Source organism: Lysobacter sp. 5GHs7-4 (assembly GCF_021284765.1).
Lineage (GTDB): Bacteria > Pseudomonadota > Gammaproteobacteria > Xanthomonadales > Xanthomonadaceae > Lysobacter.
On the sequence record NZ_CP089924.1, the window covers coordinates 1914233 to 1939168 of the forward strand.

Sequence of the window (24936 nt, forward strand, 5' to 3'; positions counted from 1 at the left end):
AGATGGACAACCGAATCCAAGCCCTGAACCTCGTGCCGATGGTGGTCGAGCAGACCAGCCGCGGCGAGCGCGCGTACGACATCTATTCGCGCCTGCTCAAGGAGCGGGTGATCTTCCTGGTCGGCGGCGTCGACGACCATGTCGCTAACGTCATCGTCGCCCAGATGCTGTTCCTCGAGGCCGAAAACCCCGAGAAGGACATCAGCTTCTACATCAACTCCCCGGGCGGCGTGGTCACCGCCGGCATGGCGATCTACGACACCATGCAGTACATCAAGCCCGACGTCAGCACGATCTGCATCGGCCAGGCCGCCAGCATGGGCGCGCTGCTGCTCGCCGCCGGCGCCAAGGGCAAGCGTTACGCGCTGCCGAACTCGCGGGTGATGATCCACCAGCCGTCCGGCGGTTCGCAGGGCCAGGCCACCGACATCGAGATCCAGGCGCGCGAAATCCTGACCCTGCGTCAGCGCCTGAACGAGGTTCTGGCCAAGCACACCGGCCAGCCGATCGAGACCATCGCGCGCGACACCGAGCGCGACAACTTCAAGAGCGCCGAGGCCGCGCGCGAGTACGGCCTGGTCGACCAGGTCCTTGAGCGGCGTCCGGACGACTCGATCCAGGCCGCCTGAGGCCGGGTCCGCATCGGCCCCAAGCCGTTGATCGAGCGATTGTTTTCGGCAAAGAATGAACGTGGCGGCCGGCCCGGGGACGGGCCGGAGCGCTGTGTTATCCTCGGGCCGACAAGGCACCACGTACATCCGCACGCGGCCCGATCGGGCGCGCTCGGAGAACACCGCACCATTTGGGCAAAAGCATGAGCGACGATCGACAGGGACGCAGCACCGGCGATAGCAGCAAGATTCTCTATTGCTCGTTCTGCGGCAAAAGCCAGCACGAGGTCCGCAAGCTGATCGCGGGTCCGAGCGTGTTCATCTGCGACGAGTGCGTCGAGCTCTGCAACGACATCATCCGTGAGGAACTCGAGGAGAAGGCGCAGTCGGCGCGTAGCCACCTGCCCAAGCCGCGCGAGATCCTCGAGGTGCTGGACCAGTACGTGATCGGCCAGCAGCGCGCCAAGCGCACCCTCGCGGTGGCCGTGTACAACCATTACAAGCGCATCGAGAGCCGTCAGAAGAACGACGACGTCGAGCTCGCCAAGTCCAACATCCTGCTGGTCGGCCCGACCGGTTCGGGCAAGACGCTGTTGGCCGAGACCCTGGCGCGCCTGCTCAACGTGCCGTTCACGATCGCCGATGCGACCACGCTGACCGAAGCCGGTTACGTGGGCGAGGACGTCGAGAACATCATCCAGAAGCTGCTGCAGAAGTGCGACTACGACGTCGAGAAGGCGCAGCAGGGCATCGTCTACATCGACGAGATCGACAAGATCTCGCGCAAGAGCGACAACCCCTCGATCACCCGCGACGTGTCGGGCGAAGGCGTGCAGCAGGCGCTGCTGAAGCTGATCGAAGGCACCGTCGCCAGCGTGCCGCCGCAGGGCGGCCGCAAGCACCCGCAGCAGGAGTTCCTGCAGGTCGATACCCGCAACATCCTGTTCGTGGTCGGCGGCGCGTTCGCCGGGCTGGACAAGATCATCCAGCAGCGCAGCACCGAGGCCGGCGGCATCGGCTTCGGCGCCAAGGTCAAGAGCAGCGAGCGCAAGGTCGAGGTCGGCAAGATCCTGGCCGAGGTCGAGCCCGAGGATCTGATCAAGTTCGGCCTGATCCCCGAGTTCGTCGGCCGCCTGCCGGTGGTCGCGACCCTGGAGGAGTTGGACGAGCAGGCCCTGGTCACCATCCTGACCGAGCCCAAGAACGCGATCACCAAGCAGTTCAAGAAGCTGTTCGAGATGGAAAGCGTGGAGCTGGAGTTCCGTCCGGACGCGCTGACCGCGATCGCGCGCAAGGCGCTCAAGCGTAAGACCGGCGCGCGCGGCCTGCGCACCATCGTCGAGTCGGTGCTGCTGGACACTATGTACGAACTGCCGTCGCTGGAGAACGTCAGCAAGGTGGTCGTGGACGAGTCGGTGATCGACCACAAGTCCGAGCCTTACCTGATCTACCAGACCCCGCCGGCCGCTGCGCCCAAGGTCGCCGCCGCGGACTGAACGCGGCCCCAGCGGCGTCCCTGACGGGGCGCCGGTCGTCAGCTGTAAGTGGCTGATTCCAAGGCGATTTTCCTGCCCGGCCCGCGCTGCGAAGCGCGGGCCGCTTGCATCCTATGGCGCAGGCCCCCATAACCGTCGCAAGGGGCTACATCGCCCGCGTTCCCGGTCACCGGGCGCCGCCGAAGGCGTCCGGCCAGACGTACCGGATTTCCCCGTTTCGTGTTTTCTCCCCCCGGAGCTGTCATGACCGAACCCACAAGCGACGTGCTGGATCTGCCGGTGCTGCCGCTGCGCGACGTCGTCGTGTTCCCGCACATGGTCATCCCGCTGTTCGTCGGGCGCGACAAGTCGATCCGCGCCCTCGACCTGGCGATGGAGTCCGACAAGCGCATCCTGCTGGTCGCCCAGAAGTCGGCCGAGACCGACGATCCCGGCGCCGAGGATCTGTACGCCATCGGCACCCTGGCGCATGTGCTGCAACTGCTGAAACTGCCCGACGGCACCATCAAGGTGCTGGTCGAGGGCGTCTCGCGCGTCGAAGTCGACGCCGTGGCCGAGCGCGACGGCGCGCTGGCCGGCCAGGCTCACGTGGTCGAGCCGGTGGTCGACCGCGAAGAGCGCGAGATCGAGGCGATCGCGCGCTCGCTGATGACCCTGTTCGAGCAGTACGTGAAGACCAACCGCAAGCTGCCGCCGGAGCTGATGCAGACCCTGTCGGGCATCGACGAGCCCGGCCGCCTGGCCGACACCATCGCCGCCCACCTGGGCGTGCGCATCGGCGACAAGCAGAAGCTGCTGGAGACGCACGCCGTGGGCGCGCGCCTGGAACAGCTGGTCGGCCTGGTCGACGGCGAAATCGACGTGCAGCAGCTGGAGAAGCGCATCCGCGGCCGGGTCAAGTCGCAGATGGAGAAGAGCCAGCGCGAGTACTACCTCAACGAGCAGATGAAGGCGATCCAGAAGGAGCTGGGAGAGATCGACGATGCGCCCAACGACATCGACGAGCTGACCCGCAAGATCGCCGAGGCCGGCATGCCCAAGCCGGTCGAGACCAAGGCCCGCAACGAGCTCAACAAGCTCAAGCAGATGTCGCCCATGTCGGCCGAGGCCGCGGTGGTGCGCAACTATCTGGATTGGCTGCTGGGCGTGCCGTGGAAGAAGCGCAGCAAGGTGCGCAAGGACCTCAAGGCCGCGCAGGACGTGCTCGACGCCGACCATTTCGGCCTGGAAAAGGTCAAGGAACGCATCCTCGAATACCTGGCCGTGCAGACGCGGGTCAAGAACATGAAGGGCGCGATCCTGTGCCTGGTCGGTCCGCCCGGCGTGGGCAAGACCTCGCTGGGTCAGTCGATCGCCAAGGCCACCAACCGCAAGTTCGTGCGCATGTCGCTGGGCGGCGTGCGCGACGAGGCCGAGATCCGCGGCCACCGCCGCACCTATGTCGGCTCGATGCCGGGCCGCATCGTGCAGAACCTCAACAAGGTCGGCAGCAAGAACCCGCTGTTCGTGCTGGACGAAATCGACAAGATGTCGATGGACTTCCGCGGCGACCCGTCCTCGGCGCTGCTGGAAGTGCTGGACCCGGAGCAGAACAACGCCTTCAACGATCACTACCTCGAGGTCGATCTGGACCTGAGCGAGGTGATGTTCGTCGCCACCTCCAACTCGCTGAACATTCCCGGCCCGCTGCTGGACCGCATGGAAGTGATCCGCATCCCGGGTTACACCGAGGAGGAGAAGCTCAACATCGCCATGCGCTACCTGCTGCCCAAGCAGATCAAGGCCAACGGCCTGAAGAGCGACGAGATCAAGATCGCCGAGGCCGCGGTGCGCGACATCGTGCGCTACTACACGCGCGAGTCCGGCGTGCGCAATCTGGAGCGCGAGATCTCCAAGATCTGCCGCAAGGTGGTCAAGGAAATCGCCCTGGCCGGCCCCAAGGCCAAGAAGGGCAAGGACGGCGCGGTCAGCGTCAGCTCCAAGAACCTGGACAAGTACCTGGGCGTGCGCCGCTTCGATTACGGCCGCGCCGAGGAACAGAACGAGATCGGCCTGGTCACCGGCCTGGCCTGGACCGAAGTCGGCGGCGACCTGCTGCAGGTCGAGGCGACCCTGGTGCCCGGCAAGGGCCAGCTGCTGCTGACCGGCCAGCTCGGCGACGTGATGAAAGAATCGGCCTCGGCCGCCCTGTCGGTGGTGCGCGCGCGCGCGCAGCGGCTGGGCATCGACGTCGAATTCCTGCAAAAGCACGACGTGCACGTGCACGTGCCCGAGGGCGCCACGCCCAAGGACGGCCCCAGCGCCGGCATCGGCATGGCCACCGCCCTGGTGTCGATGCTGACCAAGAACCCGGTCAAGGCCGATGTCGCCATGACCGGCGAGATCACCTTGCGCGGGCGCGTGCTGCCGATCGGCGGACTCAAGGAAAAACTGCTGGCGGCGCTGCGCGGCGGCATCCGCACGGTGATCATTCCGGAAGAGAACAAGAAGGATCTGGCCGACCTGCCCAAGAGCGTGACGCAGGGTCTGAAGATCGTGCCGGCGCGTTGGATCGACGAGGTGCTGGACATCGCGCTCGAGCGTCCGTTGACGCCCGCGCCGACGTCCGGACCGGACGAAGTTCCGGTGCGAGATGGCGGCCAAGCATCGGCTCAGCCGGACGTCAAGCATTGATCGATTCCGTTGGTCGGAAAGCGAACGAATCGGCTGGAAGGCCCGTCGTTGCTAGCTTTCAGGCTTGCACCCCCAAAATGCCGCTGGTATAACGAGCGCAACCGCGCGAAAGCTGCCAAAAGACGCAGTAGCGCGCGGCAAACTCGATCGGCGTGGTGACGCTCGCGCAGCGCCCACGCCGATTCTCAGAACACGCGGTAACACCGCACAGGGAGTCCAAAGAATGAACAAGGGTGAATTCATCAGCGCCGTCGCCGATGCCGCCGAGCTGTCCAAGACCGACGCAGCCAATGCCGTCGACGCCGTGATCGGCGTGATCACCAAGGCGCTGAAGAAGGGCGACACCGTGACGCTCGTGGGCTTCGGTACGTTCCAGGTCCGTAAGCGCGCCGCGCGCCAGGGCCGCAACCCGAAGACCGGCGCCACCATCAAGATCAAGGCCTCGAAGAACCCGGCGTTCAAGGCTGGCAAGGCGCTGAAGGATGCTGTAAACTAAGCGACTCGCTCGGGTGCTTAGCTCAGCGGTAGAGCGTCTCCTTTACACGGAGAGGGTCGGGGGTTCGAAACCCTCAGCACCCACCAGATCACACTGGACCTACTGCTAAGCTGCCCGCCGGAAACGGCAGTGCCGCAAGGCAGAGAGCCAAAAGTTTCAAAGTGCGGAGTGGTAGTTCAGTCGGTTAGAATGCTGGCCTGTCACGCCGGAGGTCGCGGGTTCGAGTCCCGTCCACTCCGCCAGTTTCGCCAAAAGCGCCGGGAACGGCGCTTTTGTTTTTATATAAGTGAGAGCCCCAGATTTTGTTGCATAGCGGCACGATCGCCGGGCCAGGTTCCAAAGTTTCAAAAAAGCGGAGTGGTAGTTCAGTCGGTTAGAATGCTGGCCTGTCACGCCGGAGGTCGCGGGTTCGAGTCCCGTCCACTCCGCCAGTTTTGCCGAAGGCGCCGGAAACGGCGCCTTCTTTTTTGCCTGCGATTTTGCCCGCGCCCCGGCCCGCGCCGTCGGCGCGCCCGGCGGGGCCGCCGGTTTTGCGACGGTCCGCCGGTTTCGCGCCGGTCCGGGGGCGCCGCGTCCGGCCCGCGCGCCCGGCCTCAAGCGCGCTAAACTGTCCGGCTTACGACCCACGCGACCCGGACATGCTGCAGAAACTTCGCGACAAGACTTCCGGCTGGATCGCCACCGCGATCCTCGGCCTGCTGATCATTCCCTTCGCCTTCGTCGGCATCGAGCAATACATGGGTGGGCGCACCGATACCTCGGTCGCGCATATCGATGTGCCGCCCTCGTATTGGCGCAGCGCGCCGTCGTGGTGGCCGGTGTCGATGCTGTGGCAGCACGAGAAGATCGAGTCCGCCGATTTCCGCACCCGCTTCGAGCAGGAGCGCCAGCGCCGCCGCGCGGCCGAGGGCGACGCCTTCGACGCGCGCGATTTCGAGACCAAGGAAAACAAGCTGGCGATCCTGGACATGCTGATCGATCAGCGCGTGCAGGAGCTGGCGGCCAAGGGCGAAGGCCTGGTGGTCAGCGACGCGCTGGTCAAGAAGATCATCGCCGAGCAGCCCGCGTTCCAGGTCGACGGCAAGTTCAACCTCGACCGCTACCGCCTGGCGCTGGCCTCGCAGGTGCCGCCGCAGTCGCCGACGCAGTTCCAGGAGACCGTGCGCGAGTCGCTGCAGCAGTCGCTGCTGGCCGGCAGCCTGGTCGAGAGCGAGTTCGTCACCAGCGCCGAGATGGACCGCCTGATCCGCCTGATGGGCGAAACCCGCGACGTCGGCCTGGTCATGCTGCCGCCGCCCGCACCCGATACCGGCGCGGTCAGCGCGGCCGAGATGCAGTCCTGGTACCAGGCGCATACCTCGGACTACCGCGCGCCCGAAAGCGTGACCCTGGAGTACGTCGAGGTGAACGCCGCCAACGTGCCGCCGCCGGCACCGGCCGACGAGGCCACGCTGCTTAAGCGCTACGAGCAGGAAAAGAGCCGCTTCGTCGCCCAGGAACAACGCCTGGCCTCGCACATCCTGATCCGCGTGGCCGACGGCGCCGATGCCGCGGCGCAGAAGGCCGCCGAACAGAAGGCGGTGCAGTTGGCCACCCAGGCCAAGGCCGCCGGCGCCGACTTCGCCGCGCTGGCGCGCGCCAACAGCGACGACACCGGCTCCAAGGCCGGTGGCGGCGACCTGGGTTGGGTTAGCAAAGGCATGATGGTGGCGCCGTTCGAGCAGGCGCTGTTCGCCGCCGCTCAGGGCGCGATCGTGGGCCCGGTCAAGACCGACTTCGGCTGGCACGTGATCCAGGTGCGCGAGGTTAAGGCCGGCGCGCAGGAAACCTTCGAGCAGGCGCGCGAGGCGATCGCGCGCGAGCAGGCCAGCGCCGACAGCGAGCGCGCGGTGAGCGATTTCACCGGCCGGCTGGTCGACCTGGTCTACAAGAATCCGTCCTCGCTGGGGCCGGCCGCGCGCGAAATGAAGCTGCCGGTGCAGAAGCTGGGCCCGATCACGCGCGATGGCGCGCGCAACGGCGCGCAGGGTCTGGCGGGCAATAGCGCGCTGCTGCGCGCGGCGTTCTCCGACACCCTGATCCAGGACGGCACGGTCAGCGATCCGATCGAGATCGGCCCGGGGCACAGCGTGCTGATCCGCGTGACCGCGCATACGCCGGAGCGTTCGCAGCCGCTGGCGCAGGTGCGCGATCAGGTGATCGCCGCGGTGCGCGCCGACCGCGCCGCCAAGGTCGCGGCCAAGGACGCCGACGCGCTGCTGGCGCGTCTGCGTGGCGGCGAAACGCTGGAAGCGGTGGCCGCGTCCAAGCAACTGCCGGCGCCGCACGCGATTCCGAACCTGCCGCGCAATGCGCCGATTCCGGACCCCAGCGTCAGCGAGGCCGTGTTCGCGGTCGCGCCGCCGGCGGCCGGCAAGGTCAGCCCCGGCAAGGCCATGCTGCCCGACGGCCGCGCGGTGCTGTTCGCGGTCAGCAAGGTCAACCCGGGCGATCTGGCCCAGGTGACGCCGCCGCAACGCGAGCAGCTGCAGACGCAGCTGGCGCAGGTCAGCGGCGCCGACGACATCAAGGCGCTGGTGACGGCGCAGCGCAAGCGCATGAAGGTGACGGTGGTCGATCAGAATCTCTGATCGGTACTGGCGTTGTCGTAATGAAAAGCCCGGCGGAAGCCGGGCTTTTTGTTTTTGGGTTGAGCGTTTTTGATTCCCTTCTCCCCGTGGGAGAAGGTGGCGCGTAGCGCCGGATGAGGGTCCGGGGTGAGGTTGGAGTTGATCGCCCGCGCCGGACCCTCACCCCAACCCCTCCCCTAGAAGGAGAGGGGGCTAAACAAAAAAACCTTCATCGCGCCGGGCTTTGTGCTTCTGATTCCCTTCTCCCTGCGGGAGAAGGTGGCGCGTAGCGCCGGATGAGGGTTCGGGATGAGGTTGGAGTTGAGCGCTCGCGCCGGACTCTCACCCCAGCCCCTCTCCCAGAAGGAGAGGGGGGGCTAAACAAAAAAACTTCATCGCGCCGGGCTTTGTGCTTTTGACTCCCTTCTCCTGTGGGAGAAGGTGGCGCGCAGCGTCGGATGAAGGTTCGGGGTGAGGTTGGAGTTGAGCGCTCGCGCCGGACCCTCACCCCAACCCCTCTCCCGAGGGGAGAGGGGCTAAAGCGCGCGGGAGGAGGGTGCCGCAAAGAAAAAGCCCGGCATCGCGCCGGGCTCTTCTACTTCGATGCCGCGCCTACGCGCGACACGAACTCACTCGCTATCGATTCCCGTCATGCCCAGGATGTTGTAGCCCGAGTCGACGTAAGTGATCTCGCCGGTCACGCCCGAGGCCAGGTCCGAGCACAGGAAGGCGGCGACATTGCCGACCTGTTCGATCGTGACCGTGCGGCGCATCGGCGCGTTCTCCTCGACGTGGCCGAGGATCTTGCGGAAACCGGCGATGCCGGCCGCGGCCAGGGTCTTGATCGGGCCGGCCGAGATCGCGTTGACGCGGGTGCCTTCCGGGCCGAGGTTGTAGGCCAGGTAGCGCACGGTCGCTTCCAGGCTGGCCTTGGCCACGCCCATCACGTTGTAACCGGCCAGCGCGCGTTCGGCGCCGAGGTAGCTCAGGGTCAGGATCGAACCGTTGCGGCCTTCCATCTGCGCGCGTGCGGCCTTGGCCATCGCGGCCAGCGAATAGGCCGAGATGTCGTGGGCGATGCCGAAGTTCTCGCGCGTCAGGCCGTCGAGGAACTGGCCGGCGATGGCTTCGCGCGGGGCGTAGGCGATGGCGTGGACGAGGATGTCGAAGCCGTCCCAATGCTGGCCCAGCTCGGCGAAGCAGGCCGCGATCTGCTCGTCGCTGGTCACGTCCAGCGGGATCACGATGCTGCTGCCGTATTCGGCGGCGGCCTTTTCGACCCGGCTCTTGAGCTTCTCGTTCTGGTAGGTGAACGCCAGTTGCGCGCCTTCGCGGTGCATGGCCTCGGCGATGCCGCTGGCGATCGAACGCTCGCTGGCGATGCCGGTGATCAATGCGCGCTTACCTTGCAGGAAACCCATGTGCACTCCCTAAAACTTGCGGTGGACGCGGCCGCGCTGGGCCGTGTGTTGGTACCGCCCGGCCGATGCGCGGTCGAGCAAAGACTCTAGTGTACCCGCGCCACGGCGACGGACGATCCGGTACGGATCACGGCGCCGCCTGGGCGTCGATCAGCAGGGCCTGGCCGGGCTTGAGCACGGCGTTGGCGCTCAAGCCGTTGCGTTGCAGCAGGTCGGCGACGCGGATGCCGTAGCGGCGGGCGATGGTCCAGGCGTTGTCGCCGCGCGCGACGGTGTGCCGGCGCGGCTCCCCGCTTGCGGCGTTGGCGGCAACTGCTGCGGTCTCAGCGACCGCGGGCGCCGCGGCCACGCTGGTCGCGGTGGTCTTGCCGGCATCGATCGCGCCGACGGCGCTGGCGGGCACCGCCAGCAGCGGCGCGCGCGCGTTGCCGGCCTGGCCGATGCGGCCGCCGGCGAAGACCGGGTTGAGGCGCTGCAGCTGGGCCGGATCCTGGCCGCTGCGGCGCGCCCAGGCGGCGATGTCGGCGACATCGTCGGGCACGGTCACCGCCTGCAGGCGCGGCACCGGGCGGTCCAGCGCGCGCAGCCATTCCTCGCGGTCGTCGGCCTGTTCCATCAGGCACGACAGCGCATGCAGCTTGCGCACGTAGGCCTGGGTGATGTCGGACAGGCCGGTCAGCTGTTCGGGCTTGGCGTTGCGCGCGACCTGGCCGCTGCGCTTGAGCGCGCCGAGGATGCGGTACTCGCCGGCGTTGTAGGCCATCACGGTCAGGCGCCAGTCGCCGGCGAACATGCCGTGCAGGGTCTTGAGGTAGCGCACCGCGGCCTGGGTGGAGTCCACCGGCGACAGGCGGCCGTCGTAGCCGGCACGAATCGGCACTCGGTGGTTGCGCGCGGTGAGGGCGATCATCTGCCACAGGCCGGCCGGGCCGGCGGCGCTGCGCGCGCCGGGCTTGTAGCCGCTCTCGACGAACGGGATCAGCGCGTACTCGGTCGGCAGATGGGCCTCGCGCAAGGCGTCGACCACGTAGCCGAACAAGGGCAGGGTGTCGTCGTTGCTCGCGGCCAGGCGCTTGGGCGCGGTGGCGAAATGCTGGCGCCAGCGCGCGCTGGCGCCGGCCTCGCAGCTGGGATCGGCCAGGCCTTCGCGGAAGCGCTGGTAGATCTCGCGGCCGTTGCGGGTGGGGCCGGCGATCGCGGCCTGCGCCGCCGGTTCCGGCGCCGCGGGCGCGCTCGGATGCTCCGCCGCGACGGCTGGTGCGGGCGCCTCGGCGGGCTTGCCCTGGGCGAACGCGGCCGTGCCGAACGCGGCCGCGCCGATCAACGCGATCAGTCGCGATCGCAAGCCGCTGCCGGCCCGGCTCATGCCTGGAACCCGTCTTTCCAGCGCCGCAGTTCGGCGAAGGTCTCGATGTCGTCGTTGGGTTCGCGGCGCAGGCGGGCCGTCACGGCCGCGCGTACCTGCGGTTGCTGCACGCGCAGGAAGGGGTTGGCGGCGACTTCGTCGGCCAGGGTGCTGGGCAGGGTCGGGCGACCGGCGTTGCGCATGGCCTGGGCTTCCTCGATGCGGCGCAGCAGCGCCGGGTTGGACGGTTCCACCGCGCGCGCGAAAGCGGCGTTGGACAGGGTGTATTCGTGGCCGCAGCACAGCCGGGTATCGCCGGGCAGGGCGGCCAGCCGCGACAGCGAGGTGTGCATCTGCGCCGGGCTGCCTTCGAACAGGCGTCCGCAGCCCAGGCTGAAAAGGGTGTCGCCGCTGAACAGCAGGCCGTGGCCGCCGACGTCTTCCAAGTGGTAGGCGATATGGCTCAGGGTGTGGCCCGGCACCGACAGCACGCGCGCGCTCCAGCCGGCCAGGTGCAGGCGCACGCCGTCGCCGACGCGCGCGGTGGCCGCGCCGATGCGCTCGTCGTCCGGGGCGAACACCGGGATGCCCGGCCAGTGGGCGAGGATGGCCTCGACCCCGCCGATGTGGTCGTTGTGGTGGTGGGTCAGCAGGATGCCGGTCGGGCGCAGGCCGTGCGCGGCCGCGCCCAGCACCGGCGCGGCGTCGCCGGGATCGACGATCAGCGCCGATTCGTCGTCGGCCGACAGGGCCCAGATGTAGTTGTCGTTGAGCGCGGGCAGGGCCAGCAATCGCATTCGTTGAACTCCTGGGCGGGCACTGCGACGGGCCCGCTGAACCTGCCTGCTGAACGAACGGGTGAACGAACGTACTGAACAGGCCTGTTGCGTACTGACTTAAGCCGGCCTGCCCCGAACAGACCTGTCTGGATCGATGCTGCCTGTGGCCGCGTTGCGGCCGCCGGCCCGCGCAGGCCGCGGTTTTCGACGGTTATGCTTCGGCGGCCGGTTCCGACAGAATGGCGACCATGCCCGCCCTGTCTACCGGCCGTCAACCCAACCCCGCGCTCGCCTGGTTCGGCGGCGTCGCCGGCCAGGGCCTGCTGGATGTCGAGGCCGCGGCGATGGCGCGGGTGCTGGCCGGCTGTCAGGCCATGCCCTGGGCCTGGATCGGCGTCGACGCGACCTCGCCCCCGGGCGGCAACAGCGCGCGCGGCGTGCGCCTGCGCCGGCACGGCCTGGGTTTCGACGGCGCCTTCCGCAGCGTGCTGCCGCTGCCGCTGGCGAGCGAGGCCTTCGGCGCGGTGCTGCTGCAGCACGTGCTCGACGACGGCATCGACCCGATGCCGCTGCTGGACGAGTGCGCACGGGTGCTCGCGCCCGGCGGCACCCTGTGGCTGGCCGCGCTCAATCCCTGGAGCCCCTATCGCGCGCGCTGGGCGCGCTCGGGCCTGGAGGCCTACGGCACCGCGACCTGGCAGTCGATGCTGCGCGGCGCCGGCTTCGCCACCGATTCGCTGAGCCTGCAGTGGCTGGGGCCGCTGTGGCGCCCCGCGCACGGCGCGGTCGGCATCGGCGCGGCCGACCGCCTGCGCGCCGGCATCGGCCTGACCGTGTCCAAGCGCGTGCACGCGCTGATCCCGCCGGCGCGGCTGCGCAATTTGCGCTGGCAGGCCGGCGGCGCGCTGGCGGCGCCGAACCTGCGCCGATCGGCGTCGCAGCGGCGATAATGCGCGGCCCTCCTACAGGACCGCAGGCTTTGCACGATCCCGCATTGGCGACCGACCCCAAGACCGTCGACATCCACACCGACGGCGCCTGCCTCGGCAATCCCGGGCCCGGCGGCTGGGCCGCGCTGCTGCGCTACAAGGGCCGCGAGCGCGAGCTGTCCGGCGGCGAGGCCGACACCACCAACAACCGCATGGAGCTGATGGGCGCGATCATGGCCCTGGAAGCGCTCAACGAGCCTTGCGTGGCGACCCTGCACACCGACTCGCAGTACGTGCGCAAGGGCATCACCGAGTGGATGGGCAACTGGGTGCGGCGCGGCTGGAAGACCGCCGGCGGCGAGGCGGTCAAGAACCGCGACCTGTGGGAACGCCTGCATCAGGCCAACCTGCGCCACAAGGTCGAGTGGAAGTGGGTCAAGGGCCATTCCGGCGATCCGGACAACGAGCGCGTCGACGTGCTGGCGCGCACCCAGGCGCAGCGCTACCGCAGCGCGCGCTGAGTTCGGCAGAATCGACCCATGCGCCAAGTCATCCTCGATACCGAAACCACCGGCCTGAGCTGGGAGCGCGGCAACCGCGTGGTCGAAATCGGCTGCGTCGAATTCGTCGAACGGCGTCCGACCGGACGCACCTTCCACACCTACCTCAACCCCGAGCGCGAGTTCGAGCCGGGCGCGCAGGAGGTCACCGGCCTGACCTTGGAGTTCCTCGCCGACAAGCCCAAGTTCGAGGCCATCGTCGACGAGTTCCTGGCCTTCATCGACGGCGCCGAACTGGTCATCCACAACGCTGCCTTCGACGTGGGTTTTCTCAACAACGAGCTTGCCCTGGCTGGGCCGCAGTACGGCAAGCTCGGCGACCGCGCCACCATCGAGGATTCGCTGCTGCTCGCGCGCCAGCGTTTTCCCGGTCAGCGCAATTCGCTGGACGCGCTGTGCAAGCGGCTGGGCGTGGACAACGCGCACCGGCAACTGCACGGCGCCTTGCTCGACGCCCAGTTGCTGGCCGAGGTCTACATCGGCCTCACCTCGGGGCAGAGCGATCTGGGCTTCGGCCAGGGCGACGAGGCCGGCGCGCAGGCCGCGGTGGCCGCGTTCGACCTGGGCGCCAGCGCGCCGCGTCCGCGCGTGCAGATCAGCGCCGAGGAATGGGCCGCGCACGAGGCGCGCCTGGAAAAGCTGCGCAAGAAGGCCGGCAAGTGCGTGTGGGATGCGATGGAAGCGCCGGCGGCGTAGCGGTGCCGTAACCGCAGGGTGCGGTGATAACCGCACCATCCCTCTACCGATTCGCGCGTCGATGCGGTTCGCTTTCGGCTCACCGCATCCTACGGGTGGGGCTCAGTGGCTGCGGACCAGGATCACGGTGACGTTGTCCGAGCCGCCGCCGTCCAGCGCCGCGGCGACCAGGCTGTCCACGCATTCCTGCGCGCTGCAGTCGTTGTGGGCCAGCACGCGCGCGATGCTGCGGTCGTCGACTTCCTCGGTCAGGCCGTCGCTGCACAGCAACAGCTGCATGCCCGGGCGCAGTTCGCCGGTCATGGTCTCGACGTTCAGATTGCGCGGGTCGGTCACGCCCAGCGCCTGGGTCACCACGTTGCGGTGCGGATGGCTGCGCGCCTGCTCGTGGGTGATCGCGCCGTTGGCGATCAGTTCCTGGACGTAGCTGTGGTCCTGCGACAGCTGGGCCAGCTGGCCGTCGCGCCACAGGTAAACGCGACTGTCGCCGACCCAGGCCACCTCGAAACGGTTGCCGTTGACGCGCGCGGCGACCACCGTGGTGCCCATCGGCAGGGCGTCGTTGCGGCGGCGCGAGGTGCGGATGATCTCTTCGTCGGCGATGCGGATGGCCTGCGCCAGCGGGGTGCCGTCGCGGACCTCTCGGACGATGGCTTCGCGCGCCAGCGCGCTGGCGACCTCGCCGTACTCGTGCCCGCCCATGCCGTCGGCGACCAGCCACAGGCCGAGTTCGCTGTCACCGTAATAGGTGTCTTCGTTGAGCTCGCGGCGCAGGCCGACATGCGTCAGGTGTCCGAATTCGATCATGAGTCGATCATGCCGGTCGCGTTTGTCGGGGGCTCTTCGGGTAGGTAAACGGAATCATCATGTGGTAGCGGCCGTGCAGCAAGCTCGGTCGCGTCCCCATGACGACCTTGCCCGGTGTTGCAGTAACGAAACATGACCGCAGCCGCGCATCATCGCGTAAAAAACATGCCGTGCGACACGTTTCGGCGCGAAGCCGGCTCGTTTCGCCGCCGCCGGCCCGGCCGGCGGCCAACAAAAAAGCGGGCCCGATCGGGCCCGCTTTGCGTAATCTGGCGGAGAGGGGGGGATTCGAACCCCCGGTACGCTATAAACGTACGCCTGATTTCGAGTCAGGTACATTCAACCACTCTGCCACCTCTCCGGGTGCAGTGAGCCGGGAATGATACGGGTCGCGACGCCTTCCCACAAGGCATGCGGCGGGCCGGCTACACTGTGGCCCCCCAGAACGAAGCGCTGACATGTCCGAAATCCTGGTTCCGGTGTCCTTCGGCGAGCTGCTGGACAAGATCGCCATCCTGCAGATCAAGTCCGAGCGCATGAGCGACCCGGCCAAGCTGGCCAACGTGCGCAACGAACTGTCGGCGCTGGAAGGCACCTGGATGGCCCACCCGGCCGCCGGCCACGACATCGCCCGCCTGCGCGCCGACCTCAAGGCCGTGAACGAACGCCTGTGGGTGATCGAAGACGACATCCGCATCAAGGAGAAGGCCCAGGCCTTCGACGAGGAGTTCGTGCGGCTGGCGCGCAGCGTCTACTTCGAGAACGACGAGCGCGCGCGGATCAAGAAGGACATCAACCTCGCCCTGGGCTCCAGCTACGTCGAGGAAAAGTCCTACGAGGACTACAAGAGCGGCGCCGCGGCGCCCTGAGCGGGGCGGCCGATGCCGGCGCCCGACACGCGCGATCCGCGCGATCCGAATCCCCGCGCCGGGGAATCGCGCTCGCGCGCCGCGGGCGGCTGGCTGTACGACGATCTGCTCGCCTGGCTGTGTCCGGGCGGCCTGCTGCTGACCGTGCTGGCGCTGCGCTACCCGGACGGTCTGCGGCTGCTGCGCGCGCAGGCGCCGGAGCTGACGCTGCCGACCTGGTTCGCCGGCGCCTATGTACTCGGCCTGGCCCTGAGTCCGCTGGGGCGGCTGGTCTACGCCTTCGCCCAGGCCATCGTCTGGCCCCGGCTGCGCCAGGCCTGGGCGCCCGCGATCGCATTCCTGGCCCGCCGCCTGCAGCGCGACGAGGGGCTGACCCTGCCCGACGCCGCGCACATGTCGACCTCGGTGTTCCATGACATCGACCGGCGCATGCGCGAGTACCTGGAAGCGGTGGACCCGTCGTCGCGGCCGGTGCTCAATCGCATGAAGGTGCTGTGCAGCCTGGCCTGCAATGCGGCGGCGGCGCTGCTGGTGTTCGTCGCGATCGATGCGCTGCGAGGCGGCTATCGTTACTGGAGCGGCACGCAGGTGGCGGTGGCCGCTTTCGCGTTCGCATTGGCCCTGATCGCGGCGGTGTACCGCGAGCGCCGGCGTCAGCGCACCCAACTGTCGATCTGGCGGCGCCTGCAGGTCGGCGCCGACGACTGACGGCGGCCGTCCGGGGCTGGCGCGTTAGTTAAGCGCCATCCTCGCAACTGAGGGTTGGCCGACCACGCCAGCCAGCGCTGGATCAGGGCGTCCCCACGCAACCCAAAGTGCCCTCGCGAGCGCGAGTCTCGTCAGGGTGCGCGCCATCGGTAGCGTCGCCGGGCGCGTTCGCGCCGTCGCCCCGCGGCGTCGCGGTGAGGATCGTTCGCGGCCAGCCAAAGTGGCCGCCGCGCGGAACCACGGCGCATTTTTCCTCGCCTGCCGCCGTTAGGGTGGCCGCGCTCCGTCCGGCCCGCGCCAGCCCGTGTGGACCCGGCGGCGCATCAGCGGGCAGGTCTGGACGGCCTCTCGCCCACGGACCGGCCCGATCGATCAATGGATGGACGACTCAAGGAGCAATAACGTGAAAAAGGAACACGTACTAGGGACGATGTGGATGGCGTTGCTGCTGGCGGTGTCGCCGCTGGCGATGGCCGACGGATCCGAGGCGGAAACGCCCAAGGAGGAACAGGACTTCAAGCGCAACGAGCCGCCGGTCAGCGACGCGGTGAAGGCGCACCTGGCCTATGTCGAGGACCTGGACCGGCGCTATCCGGACACCTCCAAGGTCGATCCGGACCGCTTCATGGCCGAGGAGGGCGAGAAGGCGGCGCTGATCTATTGCCGCGCGCTGGGCTTCGACGGCCCCTGCGAGCCGGACAAGGGCCAGTCGATCTTGGGCCGCTCGGGTTTCGTCGCCATCGGCGAGGAGCGCGCCGCCGCGATGGTCGGCCGTTACGGCTGGTTCGACTGGTTGTTCAACCTGCTCTACAGCGTCGGCGTGATTCCCGACAAGGCTTCGTGCCCGTCGCCGCACGTGCTGGTGCAGATGCACATGGACGACGAGGACCGCCGCAACGCCAATTCGCGTTGGGGCTGGATCGGCGCGACCGTGTCCAACAGCAACACCACCTGGCGTTTCTGCCGTCTGAGCTGGGAAGCCTCGTTCGCGTTCAATCCCTTGAACAAGGGCGGCAATCAGTACGACTACGCCGTGCAGAACCTGGGCATGTTCTGCCCGCCGGGCTCGCGCCGCGTGCTGCGCCGTCACGACAACGAGGACTGGGCGAACGCCAACTGGTCCAGCGGCGGCGTGTTCCCCAGCTTCAACCTGGGCGGCAACTGGTGGACCTACACCTGCCACTTCGACGGCGGCACGCCGCCGCCGCTGATGTCCGGCTTCCCGACGCTGGGCTTCGCCTACGGCGTGTTCTCGCCGACCAACCTGCCGTCGCCGTACGCGCTGGCGAACGGCTACGTGTATCAGGACGATGAGGACTTCCTCAACCTGAACTTCTGGATCGGTTCGCCCGACGCGGTGATGGGCGGCGGCAACAACACCTGGCGCGGTCTGTCGCGGGTGAAGTAAGCGTTCCAATAACCCGGTCCGGCCTTGCGCCGGATCGGGTTGCGCGCCTACGGCGCTAGGCGGTTCCTCGCGTTGCCGCCCTTATGACGGACGTGTCCGTCGACCCGCGTGCCCGATCCGCCGGCGAGGCCCTGCGACACATGCGCCGTTTGTCTTGCCTGCCGTATGGTGGCGCTGCATGGGGTAATGCCGTCGCTCCCAGCGCCGGCATCGTCGTCTACGGATCGCACAGGGGAGATCGTCACGGCCATGATCAGCGTTTACGAGTTGCGAGTGGGAAATCGATTCAACGCGGCACCGTGCGGAGTATTTCCTGAAGGCGGCGAAATCTCGCTCGAGTTGTCCCACATCGAACGCTTCGCCAGGGAGGGCCTGGATATCACGCAGTACCTGTCCGGCATCAAGCTGACGAACGACTGGCTCACCAAAGCGGGCTTCGTCTATTCGACCGGCCACAATGGCTCGATCATGTTCAACTTCGCCATCCTGAACCATTTCGTGCTGGTGCGTGCCGAAGATTACCCGCCTTGGTACATCGCCACAGATCACTACTACACCCGCATTCGCGGCGGCGGCCAGGGCATGGTGTACGTGCATCAGTTGCAAGACGCCTACTTCTCGATTCTGGGGCAGCCGCTGACGCCGGCTTCCTGAGCGCGGTTGTCGCTGTCCGCATCGATCGTGCTGATACGCATTTTTCAGGCGGCAGCGATCGACGCGTCAGGCCACGGGATGATCGGCGCAGTAACGCTCGAACGCCGCGATCCCGTCCTCGACCGAGATCAGGTCCATGACGCCCTCGTGCTCGATCTTCGTGCCCCATTTGAGCGCGGCCGCCGGTTTGCCGCGGTACTTGCGCGCGGCGTCGTCGTAGCGGTCGGCGCAATAGCGGCGGTCCGAGTACGGGCCGCTGCGTGCCGGGTTGCTGGCCGCGTGCAGGCCCAGCACTTTGCTGCCCATGGCGTTGGCGATGTGCATGGGGCCGGAGTCGGGCGTCATCAGCAACTGGCCGCGCGCCAGCAGGGCCGGTAATTGCTTGAGCGTGTCCTTGCCGACCAGGTCCAGCGCCGGCGCCGACATCGCCGCCAGGATCTCGTCGGCGGTGCGGCGTTCCAGCTCGCTGCGGCCGCCGCACAGCACCACCCGCCAGCCGCGCGCGGCGGCATGGTCGGCGACGGCGGCGTAACGCTCGCTGCGCCAGTTGCGCAGGGCATGGCTGGAGCAGGGCGAGATCAGCAGGCTGGGGCGGCCGTCGTCCGGCCATTGCGCGCGCGCCCATTCGTAGGCTTCGGCCGGCACCGGCACGTCCCAGCGCACCTGGGTCTGGCGCAGGCCCAGCGGCTCGCAGAAGCTGCCGATCGCGTCCAGCACGTGGATGCCGGGGCGGTCGGGTATGCGTTCGTTGACGAACAGACCGTGCAGGTCCTTGGCGCGCGCGCGGTCGTAGCCGATGCGGCGGCGCGCCGGCACGAAGGCCGACAGCAGGTTCGCGCGCGCGGCCACCTGCATCTGCAGCAGGGCGTCGTAGCGGCCCTGCGCGCCCCGTTGCGCGCGCAGCTCGCGGCCGATCGCGCGCATGCCGGCGAAGCCGGCCTTTTTGTCGTATTCGACGAAACGCACTCCATCCAGGCCATCGAGCAGGCGCTTCTCGCCCTTGCCGATCACCCAGGTCAGCTCGACCTGCGGCCAGGCCTCGCGCAGCGTGCGCACCAGGGGCAGCACATGGGTCACATCGCCGAGGGCGGAAAGCCGCAGCAGGCAGATCGAGCGGGGTGCGTTGTTCACGTGACTTGTTAGACTCCGGCGGATGACGGGCTACGACGCCGCCGAAGGATTGACGCCGTTCCGCGACGACAGCGGCTACGGCGCGATTCTGTTCGACCGCACCCGGGTGCGGCAAGCCAGTCCGGAATGGTTCTCGCCGGCCTTCTGGAACGAACGCGCGCGCCCGGTCGACAGCGGCGGCCGCGGCGGCGCCTGGTTCGTCGATGCGCCGTTCGGTCCGACCGTACTGCGCCGCTACCTGCGCGGCGGCCTGGTCGCACGCTTCAATCGCGACCGTTATTGGTGGCGCGGCGCCAACGAGACGCGCAGCTTCGCCGAGTTCCGCCTGACCCGCTCGGTGGCCGAAAAGGGCCTGCCGGTGCCGCGCCCGATCGCCGCCTACTACCGCCGCGACGGTCTGTACTACTACGCCGCGATCCTGCTGGAACGCCTCAACGACGTGCGCTCGCTGGCCGACCGCGCCGCGGTGGCCGGCGACGGCGCGCCTTGGGAAGAGGCCGGCCGGCTGATAGCGCGCTGCCATCGGGTCGGCCTGGACCATGCCGACCTCAACGCCCACAACCTGCTGTTCGATCCGACCGGACGCGGCTGGGTGATCGACCTGGACCGCGGCCACCTGCACATTCCGGCGACCGGCTGGCGCGAGCGCAACCTGGCCCGGCTCAAGCGCTCGCTGCTGAAGTTGCGCGGCGCGCGCTCGGTCGAGGACATCGAACGCGACTACGGCCGCCTGCGCGCCGCCTACGACCGCGCCTGGGACAAGGGATACTGATGGGCTGGCATCTGCGTCTGCACGGCGTCGGCAACGCGTCGGCGGTGGAACTGGGTTCGGCGATGGCGACCCTGGAGCGCGACGGCGCGCCCTGGCTGACCATCGACTGCGGCGGCGAGGGCCTGACCGCCTATCTGGCGCACTACGGCGAGCCGCCGCGCGCGCTGTTCGTCACCCATACCCATCTGGACCATGTCGCCGGTTTCGAGCGTCTGTTCGTCGCCAGTTACTTCGACCCGCAGCGCCGCGGCCGGGTCAAGCTGTACGTGCCGGCGCCGGTGGTGCCGCTGCTGCACCAGCGCGTCGGCGACTACCCCAATGCGCTGGCCGAGGGCGGGGTGAACTTCTGGGACGCGTTCCAGGTGATTCCGGTCGGCGCCTCGTTCTGGCACGAGGGCGTGCGCTTGGAGGTGTTCGCCACCCGTCACCACTGGCCCGACACCGCGTTCGGGCTGCGCCTGCGCGGCAGCGTGGTCTGGACCGGCGACACCCGGCCGATACCCGAGGCATTGGCCAAGTACGCCGACGCCGGCGAGCTGATCGCCCACGACTGCGCCCTGCACGGCAACCCCTCGCACAGCGGCATCGAGGATCTGGAGCGCGAGTACCCGCGCGAGCTGCTCGCGCGCTGCTTGCTGTACCACTACGCCAGCGCCGCCGAGGGCGACACCCTGGCCGCGCGGGGGTATCGTGTCGGCAGGCCGGGCGAATGCGTCGCCCTGGCCGAATCCAGCGCAGAGCAGGTGCCGCCGTCGTGAGCGCGTTGCCGGATCCGAAGCAGACGCCGTGGGCCAGCGATGCCTACGGGCGTCCGCTGCGTGACCTGCGCCTGTCGGTGATCGAGGCCTGCAATTTCCGCTGCCCTTACTGCATGCCGGCCGAGCGAGTGCCCGACGATTACGGGCTGGACGCGGCCTCGCGCCTGAGCTTCGACGAGATCGAGACCCTGGTGCGCGGCTTCGTGCGCGTGGGCGTGCGCAAGCTGCGCCTGACCGGCGGCGAACCGCTGCTGCGCAAGGGCCTGCCCGAGCTGATCGCCCGTCTGGCCGCGATCGGCGAACTGGACGATCTGGCCCTGACCACCAACGGCTCGCTGCTCGCGCGCCAGGCGCGCGCGCTGCGCGAGGCCGGCCTGCGCCGGCTCACGGTGAGCCTGGATGCGCTGGACCCCGACCTGTTCCGACGCCTGTCCGGCGGCCGCGGCGAGGTCGCGCAGGTGTTGGCCGGCATCGACGCCGCCCAGGCCGCGGGCTTCGACTCGATCAAGCTCAACTGCGTGGTCCAGCGCGGCGTCAACGACGACCAGGTGCTGCCGCTGGCCGAGCGCTTCCGCGGCAGCGGCCACGTGCTGCGTTTCATCGAATACATGGACGTGGGCACCTGCAACGGCTGGGACGCCTCACGCGTGGTGCGTTCGGCCGAACTGCGCGACCGCCTGCACCAGCGTTGGCCGCTGCGTGCGCTGGACGCCAACTACCGCGGCGAAGTCGCCGCGCGTTACGCCTACGCCGACGGGACGGGCGAGGTCGGCTTCGTGTCCTCGATCAGCGCGCCGTTCTGCGGCGACTGCCACCGCTCGCGCGTGTCCGCCGACGGCCGCCTCTACACCTGCTTGTTCGCCGCCGACGGCGTCGACCTGCGGCCGACCCTGGCCCAGGGCGAGTCGGGCCTGGCCCAGCGCGTGGCGCAGCTGTGGTCGCGCCGCGCGGACCGCTACAGCGAACTGCGCGCGGCCGATGCGCCGCGGCCGAGCCGGCACGTGGAGATGTTCCTGGTCGGCGGCTGAGGTCCGCGGCGTATCATCTTCGCTGCACGCGGCCTGCACCGCCGCACGCGTCTACTGCTTGCGCGCCGCCCCTCCTGCCGGAGCTACCCCGTTTGAAAGCCTCCAAAGCCCAGCCTGCGCGGACCCGCCCGGCGCTCACGCACCTGGACGCCGATGGCCGCCCGGCCATGGTCGACGTATCGGCCAAGCCGACGACGGCGCGCGAGGCCAGCGCGCAATGCCGGGTGAAGTTCCCCGCGGCGGTGGCCGCGCAACTGCACGCCAGCGGTTTGCGCAGCGCCAAGGGCGGCATCGTCGACACCGCCATCGTCGCCGGCACGCTCGCGGTCAAGCGCACCCACGAGCTGATTCCGTTCTGCCATCCCCTGCCGATCGACGGCTGCCGGATCGCGATCGACTGGCAGGATCAAACCTCGCTGCGCATCGATTGCACGGTGCGCACCACCCATCGCACCGGCGTGGAGATGGAGGCGCTGACCGGCGCCACCGTCGCCGCGCTGACCGTCTACGACATGTGCAAGGCGTTGTCGCACCGGATCGTACTGGGGCCGGCCCGCTTGCTGGCCAAATCCGGCGGCAAGCGCGACTTCGGGGGCGCGGCATGAGCCGGCTCACGGTGCTGTATTTCGCCAGCCTGCGCGATGCCGCCGGGCGCGATGCCGAAACCCTGGATACGCAGGCCGACGACCTGCGCGCCGTGTACGACGGTCTGCGCGAGCGTTACGGCTTCGCGCTGCCGGCCGAGCGCCTGCGCGTCGCGGTCGACGGCGCGTTCGCGCAATGGGACGAGGCGCCGCGCGAGGGCAGCGAGGTCGCTTTCATACCGCCGGTGTCGGGAGGCTGAGATGCAGCGTTTCCGCTTGTCCGAAACCGCGTTCGATCCCGCCGCCACGCGCGAATGGCTGATGCGCGACGAAGCCGGCGCGTACGCCAGCTTCGAGGGCTGGGTGCGCGACCATCATGGCGGCCGCTCGGTGACCGGTTTGCGTTACGAAAGCTACGCGCTGCTGGCCGAGCGCGAGGGCGAGACGATCATGGCCGAGGCGCTGCAGCGCTTCGCGATCGTCGAGGCGCGCTGCGTGCACCGGGTCGGCGATCTGGGCGTCGGCGAACTCGCGGTCTGGGTCGGCGTGGCCGCCGCCCATCGCGATGCCGCGTTCGCGGCCTGCCGCTACATCATCGACGAGACCAAGGCGCGCGTGCCGATCTGGAAGCATGAGCGCTATGCCGAGGGCGACGCGGGCTGGCTGCATCCGGAGCCGCCGCAGGCGCAGAGTTAGCGACCGTTGGGTGGGGCGTCGTCGATGCAGGAACGACCGTAACCGATCCGTAGCGAAGAGGACACGCGATGCGACTGCGATGGCTATTGACGTCCCTGGTCCTGAGCGCGGCCTTGCCCGCGGGCGCGGCCGAACTGCTGGTCGGCAACAAATCCGCCGACACGGTCTGGCGTTTGTCGCTGGAGGACGGCCGCAAGCTGGGCGAGTTCGCCAGCGGTCAGGCGCCGCACGAGATCGTCGTAAGTCCCGACGGCTCGACGGCGCTGGTCGCCAACTACGGCGGCCCCACGCCCGGCAACACGCTCAGCGTGCTCGACCTGCGCGGCGGCGCCGCGCCGCGCGTGCTCGATCTGGGGCGGCACGGCCGCCCGCACGGCCTGCGTTTCCTGCCCAATGGGCGCGAGGCGGTGGTCACCACCGAAGCGTCCGCGCAGTTGCTGCGCGTGGACCTCGCCAGCGGCAAGCGGCTCGCCGAAATTCCGCTGGGCGAGGGCCGCGGCCACATGGTCGCGGTGTCGGCCGACGGCAAGTTCGCGTACGTCAGCAAGATCGATCGCGGCACCGTCAGCCGCGTCGATCTGGGCAGCGGCGCCAAGGTGGCTGAAGTCGCGGCCGGCGCGGGCGCCGAGGGCATCGCGTTGCGGCCCGGCGCCGACGAGGTCTGGGTGAGCAACCGCGCCGCCGACACCGTGACCGTGCACGACGCGCGCACGCTGGAGGTACTGGCGACCCTGCCCAGCGCCGGTTTCCCGATCCGTGTCGTGTTCACCGCCGACGGCCGCCAGGCCCTGGTCAGCAACGCGCGCGCCGGCACCCTGGCGGTGTTCGATGCGGCCAAACGCAAGCCGCTGGCGACGGTGGCGCTGGCGCGCAAGGGCGTGGAGTACCGCGACACCCTGCTGGGCCGCGCCGCGCTGCCGATCGGCGTGATCGCCGACCCGAAGCGGCCGCGCGTGTACGTGGCGATCAGCGGTGGCGACGAGGTGGTGGTGATAGACCGCAAGCGCTGGAAAGTCATCGCACACTGGGCCACCGGCCGCGAACCGGACGCGCTGGCGATCGCGCCTTGAGCTGGGTCGTTAGGCCCTGAAACCACCGTCGTTCCCGTGCCGTGAGGCCAAGCGCTGCTGTTCGCCCCGATTCGTCGGTCGAGTAGCAAGATCAAAATGGGTTCCGGCTTCCGCCGGAATGACGGTTAATGGAGGCCTGGGCCCAGGTGCGGCAGTGACCGCCGACACTAGCGTCTCCCCCTTTGAAAAAGGGGGCTAAAGGGGATTCGCTTTCGCCCCCGCACAAATCCCCAAAGAAGCCTCCAGCCCCCTTAGTAAGGGGGCGCTCGCGCAGCGAGCGGGGATTGGAAGCACTAGCTGGGGCCCGAGATTTGCGCAGCAAATCTTGGGGTTTATGGGCGGCGCCCATAAACGCGCGCAGCGAGCGGGGATTGGAAGCACTAGCTGGGGCCCGAGATTTGCGCAGCAAATCTTGGGGTTTATGGGCGGCGCCCATAAACGCGCGCAGCGAGCGGGGATTGGAAGCACTAGCTGGGGCCCGAGATTTGCGCAGCAAATCTTGGGTTTCATAGGGCGTAGCCCATGAAAGGCGGCGGCCCCGCCAACTGACCTCGGCGCCCGCATCAGTCGATACCGTTGCTGCCTTCCGGCCCTGGCGGGATTTTCGACCTAGCGTCGCGAGGGGCCGACGGGGCCGCCATAGGACGTGCGCATCTGGCGCGAGACGGGTCGCCTGAGACGGCGAACGATCCGGAACGACAGCTACTGTTTAATCTGGCGGAGAGAGCGGGATTCGAACCCGCGAAGCGGGGTTTAGCCGCTTACACACTTTCCAGGCGTGCTCCTTCAACCACTCGGACACCTCTCCGGGCCTGCGCCGACAGCGACATCCGATC

24 protein-coding genes, 5 tRNA genes and 1 other RNA gene are annotated in these 24936 nt (G+C 68.6%); 22 read left to right on the forward strand and 8 right to left on the reverse strand.

Features of this window, described 5'->3' with window-relative positions; all coding sequences use genetic code 11:
* The first annotated feature begins 2 nt into the window (after positions 1-2).
* From clpP to LVB77_RS08645, 8 genes are all read left to right on the forward strand, one after another.
* The gene (gene clpP, locus LVB77_RS08610; protein WP_115857347.1) at positions 3-629 is read left to right on the forward strand and encodes an ATP-dependent Clp endopeptidase proteolytic subunit ClpP; all 627 of its coding nucleotides are present in this window, start codon (positions 3-5) and stop codon (positions 627-629) included.
* A 185-nt stretch (positions 630-814) separates the two neighbouring features.
* Positions 815-2107 (forward strand): ATP-dependent Clp protease ATP-binding subunit ClpX, encoded by a 1293-nt coding sequence (gene clpX, locus LVB77_RS08615; RefSeq protein ID WP_232909735.1) that lies wholly within the window; start codon positions 815-817, stop codon positions 2105-2107.
* Positions 2108-2350: 243 nt separating this feature from the next.
* Entirely contained in the window at positions 2351-4780 is a 2430-nt protein-coding gene (gene lon / locus LVB77_RS08620) for an endopeptidase La (RefSeq protein ID WP_232909736.1), read from the forward strand.
* A 223-nt stretch (positions 4781-5003) separates the two neighbouring features.
* Positions 5004-5276: an HU family DNA-binding protein gene (locus tag LVB77_RS08625; RefSeq protein WP_056173345.1), complete on the forward strand. Its 273-nt coding sequence runs from the start codon at positions 5004-5006 to the stop codon at positions 5274-5276.
* 11 nt (positions 5277-5287) lie between these two features.
* Positions 5288-5362 (forward strand) — tRNA-Val (locus tag LVB77_RS08630).
* Between the two features lie 79 nt (positions 5363-5441).
* Positions 5442-5518: transfer RNA gene (locus LVB77_RS08635), tRNA-Asp, on the forward strand.
* A 112-nt stretch (positions 5519-5630) separates the two neighbouring features.
* Positions 5631-5707: transfer RNA gene (locus tag LVB77_RS08640), tRNA-Asp, on the forward strand.
* A gap of 207 nt (positions 5708-5914) precedes the next feature.
* The gene (locus tag LVB77_RS08645; RefSeq protein ID WP_232909737.1) at positions 5915-7906 is read left to right on the forward strand and encodes a peptidylprolyl isomerase; all 1992 of its coding nucleotides are present in this window, start codon (positions 5915-5917) and stop codon (positions 7904-7906) included.
* A gap of 608 nt (positions 7907-8514) precedes the next feature.
* On the opposite strand, the gene LVB77_RS08650 is transcribed toward LVB77_RS08645, so the two are convergent.
* The 3 genes from LVB77_RS08650 to gloB all read right to left on the reverse strand — a co-directional run bounded on the left by LVB77_RS08650 (position 8515) and on the right by gloB (position 11448).
* A complete protein-coding gene (locus LVB77_RS08650) occupies positions 8515-9306 on the reverse strand; it encodes an enoyl-ACP reductase (RefSeq protein ID WP_232909738.1) in 792 nt (263 codons plus the stop codon).
* A 127-nt stretch (positions 9307-9433) separates the two neighbouring features.
* Positions 9434-10672 (reverse strand): lytic transglycosylase domain-containing protein, encoded by a 1239-nt coding sequence (locus LVB77_RS08655; protein WP_232909739.1) that lies wholly within the window; start codon positions 10670-10672, stop codon positions 9434-9436.
* The gene (gene gloB / locus LVB77_RS08660; RefSeq protein ID WP_232909740.1) at positions 10669-11448 is read right to left on the reverse strand and encodes a hydroxyacylglutathione hydrolase; all 780 of its coding nucleotides are present in this window, start codon (positions 11446-11448) and stop codon (positions 10669-10671) included. The genes LVB77_RS08655 and gloB overlap by 4 nt, the downstream gene beginning before the upstream one ends.
* 230 nt (positions 11449-11678) lie before the next feature.
* On the opposite strand from gloB, the gene LVB77_RS08665 reads away from it, so the two are divergent.
* From LVB77_RS08665 to dnaQ, 3 genes are read left to right on the forward strand one after another with little or no spacing between them, the layout of a single operon-like run.
* Positions 11679-12380, forward strand: coding sequence for a methyltransferase domain-containing protein (locus LVB77_RS08665; RefSeq protein ID WP_232909741.1), 702 nt, complete (start codon positions 11679-11681; stop codon positions 12378-12380).
* A 44-nt stretch (positions 12381-12424) separates the two neighbouring features.
* Positions 12425-12880 carry a ribonuclease HI gene (gene rnhA / locus LVB77_RS08670; RefSeq protein WP_232910211.1) on the forward strand — a complete coding sequence of 152 codons (456 nt, stop codon included), beginning with the start codon at positions 12425-12427 and terminating at the stop codon, positions 12878-12880.
* An 18-nt stretch (positions 12881-12898) separates the two neighbouring features.
* Entirely contained in the window at positions 12899-13615 is a 717-nt protein-coding gene (dnaQ, locus tag LVB77_RS08675; protein WP_232909742.1) for a DNA polymerase III subunit epsilon, read from the forward strand.
* 102 nt (positions 13616-13717) lie between these two features.
* On the opposite strand, the gene LVB77_RS08680 is transcribed toward dnaQ, so the two are convergent.
* The gene (locus LVB77_RS08680; protein WP_056173368.1) at positions 13718-14422 is read right to left on the reverse strand and encodes a PP2C family serine/threonine-protein phosphatase; all 705 of its coding nucleotides are present in this window, start codon (positions 14420-14422) and stop codon (positions 13718-13720) included.
* A 270-nt stretch (positions 14423-14692) separates the two neighbouring features.
* A tRNA-Ser gene (locus tag LVB77_RS08685) sits at positions 14693-14783 on the reverse strand.
* A 97-nt stretch (positions 14784-14880) separates the two neighbouring features.
* Between LVB77_RS08685 and LVB77_RS08690 the strand changes: the two genes are divergently transcribed.
* From LVB77_RS08690 to LVB77_RS08705, 4 genes are all read left to right on the forward strand, one after another.
* Positions 14881-15291 (forward strand): DUF6165 family protein, encoded by a 411-nt coding sequence (locus tag LVB77_RS08690; protein ID WP_232909743.1) that lies wholly within the window; start codon positions 14881-14883, stop codon positions 15289-15291.
* A 12-nt stretch (positions 15292-15303) separates the two neighbouring features.
* Complete coding sequence (locus tag LVB77_RS08695) at positions 15304-15999, forward strand: hypothetical protein (protein ID WP_232909744.1); 696 nt, start codon at positions 15304-15306, stop codon at positions 15997-15999.
* A 403-nt stretch (positions 16000-16402) separates the two neighbouring features.
* Entirely contained in the window at positions 16403-17407 is a 1005-nt protein-coding gene (locus LVB77_RS08700) for a hypothetical protein (protein ID WP_232909745.1), read from the forward strand.
* 249 nt (positions 17408-17656) lie between these two features.
* Positions 17657-18061, forward strand: coding sequence for a hypothetical protein (locus tag LVB77_RS08705; protein ID WP_232909746.1), 405 nt, complete (start codon positions 17657-17659; stop codon positions 18059-18061).
* Positions 18062-18127: 66 nt separating this feature from the next.
* Here LVB77_RS08705 and LVB77_RS08710 read toward each other — a convergent pair whose 3' ends face one another.
* A complete protein-coding gene (locus LVB77_RS08710; RefSeq protein ID WP_232909747.1) occupies positions 18128-19192 on the reverse strand; it encodes a glycosyltransferase family 9 protein in 1065 nt (354 codons plus the stop codon).
* Positions 19193-19214: 22 nt separating this feature from the next.
* On the opposite strand from LVB77_RS08710, the gene LVB77_RS08715 reads away from it, so the two are divergent.
* The 7 genes from LVB77_RS08715 to LVB77_RS08745 all read left to right on the forward strand — a co-directional run bounded on the left by LVB77_RS08715 (position 19215) and on the right by LVB77_RS08745 (position 24100).
* Positions 19215-19964: a 3-deoxy-D-manno-octulosonic acid kinase gene (locus LVB77_RS08715; RefSeq protein WP_232909748.1), complete on the forward strand. Its 750-nt coding sequence runs from the start codon at positions 19215-19217 to the stop codon at positions 19962-19964.
* Positions 19964-20722: an MBL fold metallo-hydrolase gene (locus tag LVB77_RS08720; protein ID WP_232909749.1), complete on the forward strand. Its 759-nt coding sequence runs from the start codon at positions 19964-19966 to the stop codon at positions 20720-20722. Before LVB77_RS08715 ends, LVB77_RS08720 begins: the two co-directional genes overlap by 1 nt.
* Positions 20719-21750 (forward strand): GTP 3',8-cyclase MoaA, encoded by a 1032-nt coding sequence (moaA, locus tag LVB77_RS08725; protein ID WP_232909750.1) that lies wholly within the window; start codon positions 20719-20721, stop codon positions 21748-21750. The genes LVB77_RS08720 and moaA overlap by 4 nt, the downstream gene beginning before the upstream one ends.
* A gap of 167 nt (positions 21751-21917) precedes the next feature.
* Entirely contained in the window at positions 21918-22355 is a 438-nt protein-coding gene (gene moaC / locus LVB77_RS08730; protein ID WP_232910212.1) for a cyclic pyranopterin monophosphate synthase MoaC, read from the forward strand.
* On the forward strand, positions 22352-22594 hold the full coding sequence (locus LVB77_RS08735) for a MoaD/ThiS family protein (RefSeq protein ID WP_232909751.1): 243 nt from the start codon (positions 22352-22354) through the stop codon (positions 22592-22594). The genes moaC and LVB77_RS08735 overlap by 4 nt, the downstream gene beginning before the upstream one ends.
* 61 nt (positions 22595-22655) lie before the next feature.
* On the forward strand, positions 22656-23030 hold the full coding sequence (locus LVB77_RS08740; protein WP_232910214.1) for a molybdenum cofactor biosynthesis protein MoaE: 375 nt from the start codon (positions 22656-22658) through the stop codon (positions 23028-23030).
* Between the two features lie 86 nt (positions 23031-23116).
* Positions 23117-24100, forward strand: coding sequence for a cytochrome D1 domain-containing protein (locus tag LVB77_RS08745; protein ID WP_232909752.1), 984 nt, complete (start codon positions 23117-23119; stop codon positions 24098-24100).
* 535 nt (positions 24101-24635) lie between these two features.
* Here LVB77_RS08745 and ffs read toward each other — a convergent pair.
* Both ffs and LVB77_RS08755 read right to left on the reverse strand, forming a co-directional pair.
* An RNA gene (gene ffs, locus LVB77_RS08750) (signal recognition particle sRNA small type) lies at positions 24636-24732 on the reverse strand.
* An 83-nt stretch (positions 24733-24815) separates the two neighbouring features.
* A tRNA-Ser gene (locus LVB77_RS08755) sits at positions 24816-24908 on the reverse strand.
* Positions 24909-24936: the final 28 nt, after the last annotated feature.

Excerpts from the sequence above, each read along its gene's own strand:
- clpP (WP_115857347.1), top strand. The coding sequence starts at position 3 with ATGGACAACCGAATCCAAGCCCTGAACCTCGTGCCGATGGTGGTCGAG.
- clpX (WP_232909735.1), top strand. The coding sequence starts at position 815 with ATGAGCGACGATCGACAGGGACGCAGCACCGGCGATAGCAGCAAGATT.
- lon (WP_232909736.1), top strand. The coding sequence starts at position 2,351 with ATGACCGAACCCACAAGCGACGTGCTGGATCTGCCGGTGCTGCCGCTG.
- LVB77_RS08625 (WP_056173345.1), top strand. The coding sequence starts at position 5,004 with ATGAACAAGGGTGAATTCATCAGCGCCGTCGCCGATGCCGCCGAGCTG.
- LVB77_RS08645 (WP_232909737.1), top strand. The coding sequence starts at position 5,915 with ATGCTGCAGAAACTTCGCGACAAGACTTCCGGCTGGATCGCCACCGCG.
- LVB77_RS08650 (WP_232909738.1), bottom strand. The coding sequence starts at position 9,306 with ATGGGTTTCCTGCAAGGTAAGCGCGCATTGATCACCGGCATCGCCAGC.
- LVB77_RS08655 (WP_232909739.1), bottom strand. The coding sequence starts at position 10,672 with ATGAGCCGGGCCGGCAGCGGCTTGCGATCGCGACTGATCGCGTTGATC.
- gloB (WP_232909740.1), bottom strand. The coding sequence starts at position 11,448 with ATGCGATTGCTGGCCCTGCCCGCGCTCAACGACAACTACATCTGGGCC.
- LVB77_RS08665 (WP_232909741.1), top strand. The coding sequence starts at position 11,679 with ATGCCCGCCCTGTCTACCGGCCGTCAACCCAACCCCGCGCTCGCCTGG.
- dnaQ (WP_232909742.1), top strand. The coding sequence starts at position 12,899 with ATGCGCCAAGTCATCCTCGATACCGAAACCACCGGCCTGAGCTGGGAG.
- LVB77_RS08680 (WP_056173368.1), bottom strand. The coding sequence starts at position 14,422 with ATGATCGAATTCGGACACCTGACGCATGTCGGCCTGCGCCGCGAGCTC.
- LVB77_RS08690 (WP_232909743.1), top strand. The coding sequence starts at position 14,881 with ATGTCCGAAATCCTGGTTCCGGTGTCCTTCGGCGAGCTGCTGGACAAG.
- LVB77_RS08695 (WP_232909744.1), top strand. The coding sequence starts at position 15,304 with ATGCCGGCGCCCGACACGCGCGATCCGCGCGATCCGAATCCCCGCGCC.
- LVB77_RS08705 (WP_232909746.1), top strand. The coding sequence starts at position 17,657 with ATGATCAGCGTTTACGAGTTGCGAGTGGGAAATCGATTCAACGCGGCA.
- LVB77_RS08715 (WP_232909748.1), top strand. The coding sequence starts at position 19,215 with ATGACGGGCTACGACGCCGCCGAAGGATTGACGCCGTTCCGCGACGAC.
- LVB77_RS08720 (WP_232909749.1), top strand. The coding sequence starts at position 19,964 with ATGGGCTGGCATCTGCGTCTGCACGGCGTCGGCAACGCGTCGGCGGTG.
- moaC (WP_232910212.1), top strand. The coding sequence starts at position 21,918 with ATGGTCGACGTATCGGCCAAGCCGACGACGGCGCGCGAGGCCAGCGCG.
- LVB77_RS08735 (WP_232909751.1), top strand. The coding sequence starts at position 22,352 with ATGAGCCGGCTCACGGTGCTGTATTTCGCCAGCCTGCGCGATGCCGCC.
- LVB77_RS08740 (WP_232910214.1), top strand. The coding sequence starts at position 22,656 with ATGCGCGACGAAGCCGGCGCGTACGCCAGCTTCGAGGGCTGGGTGCGC.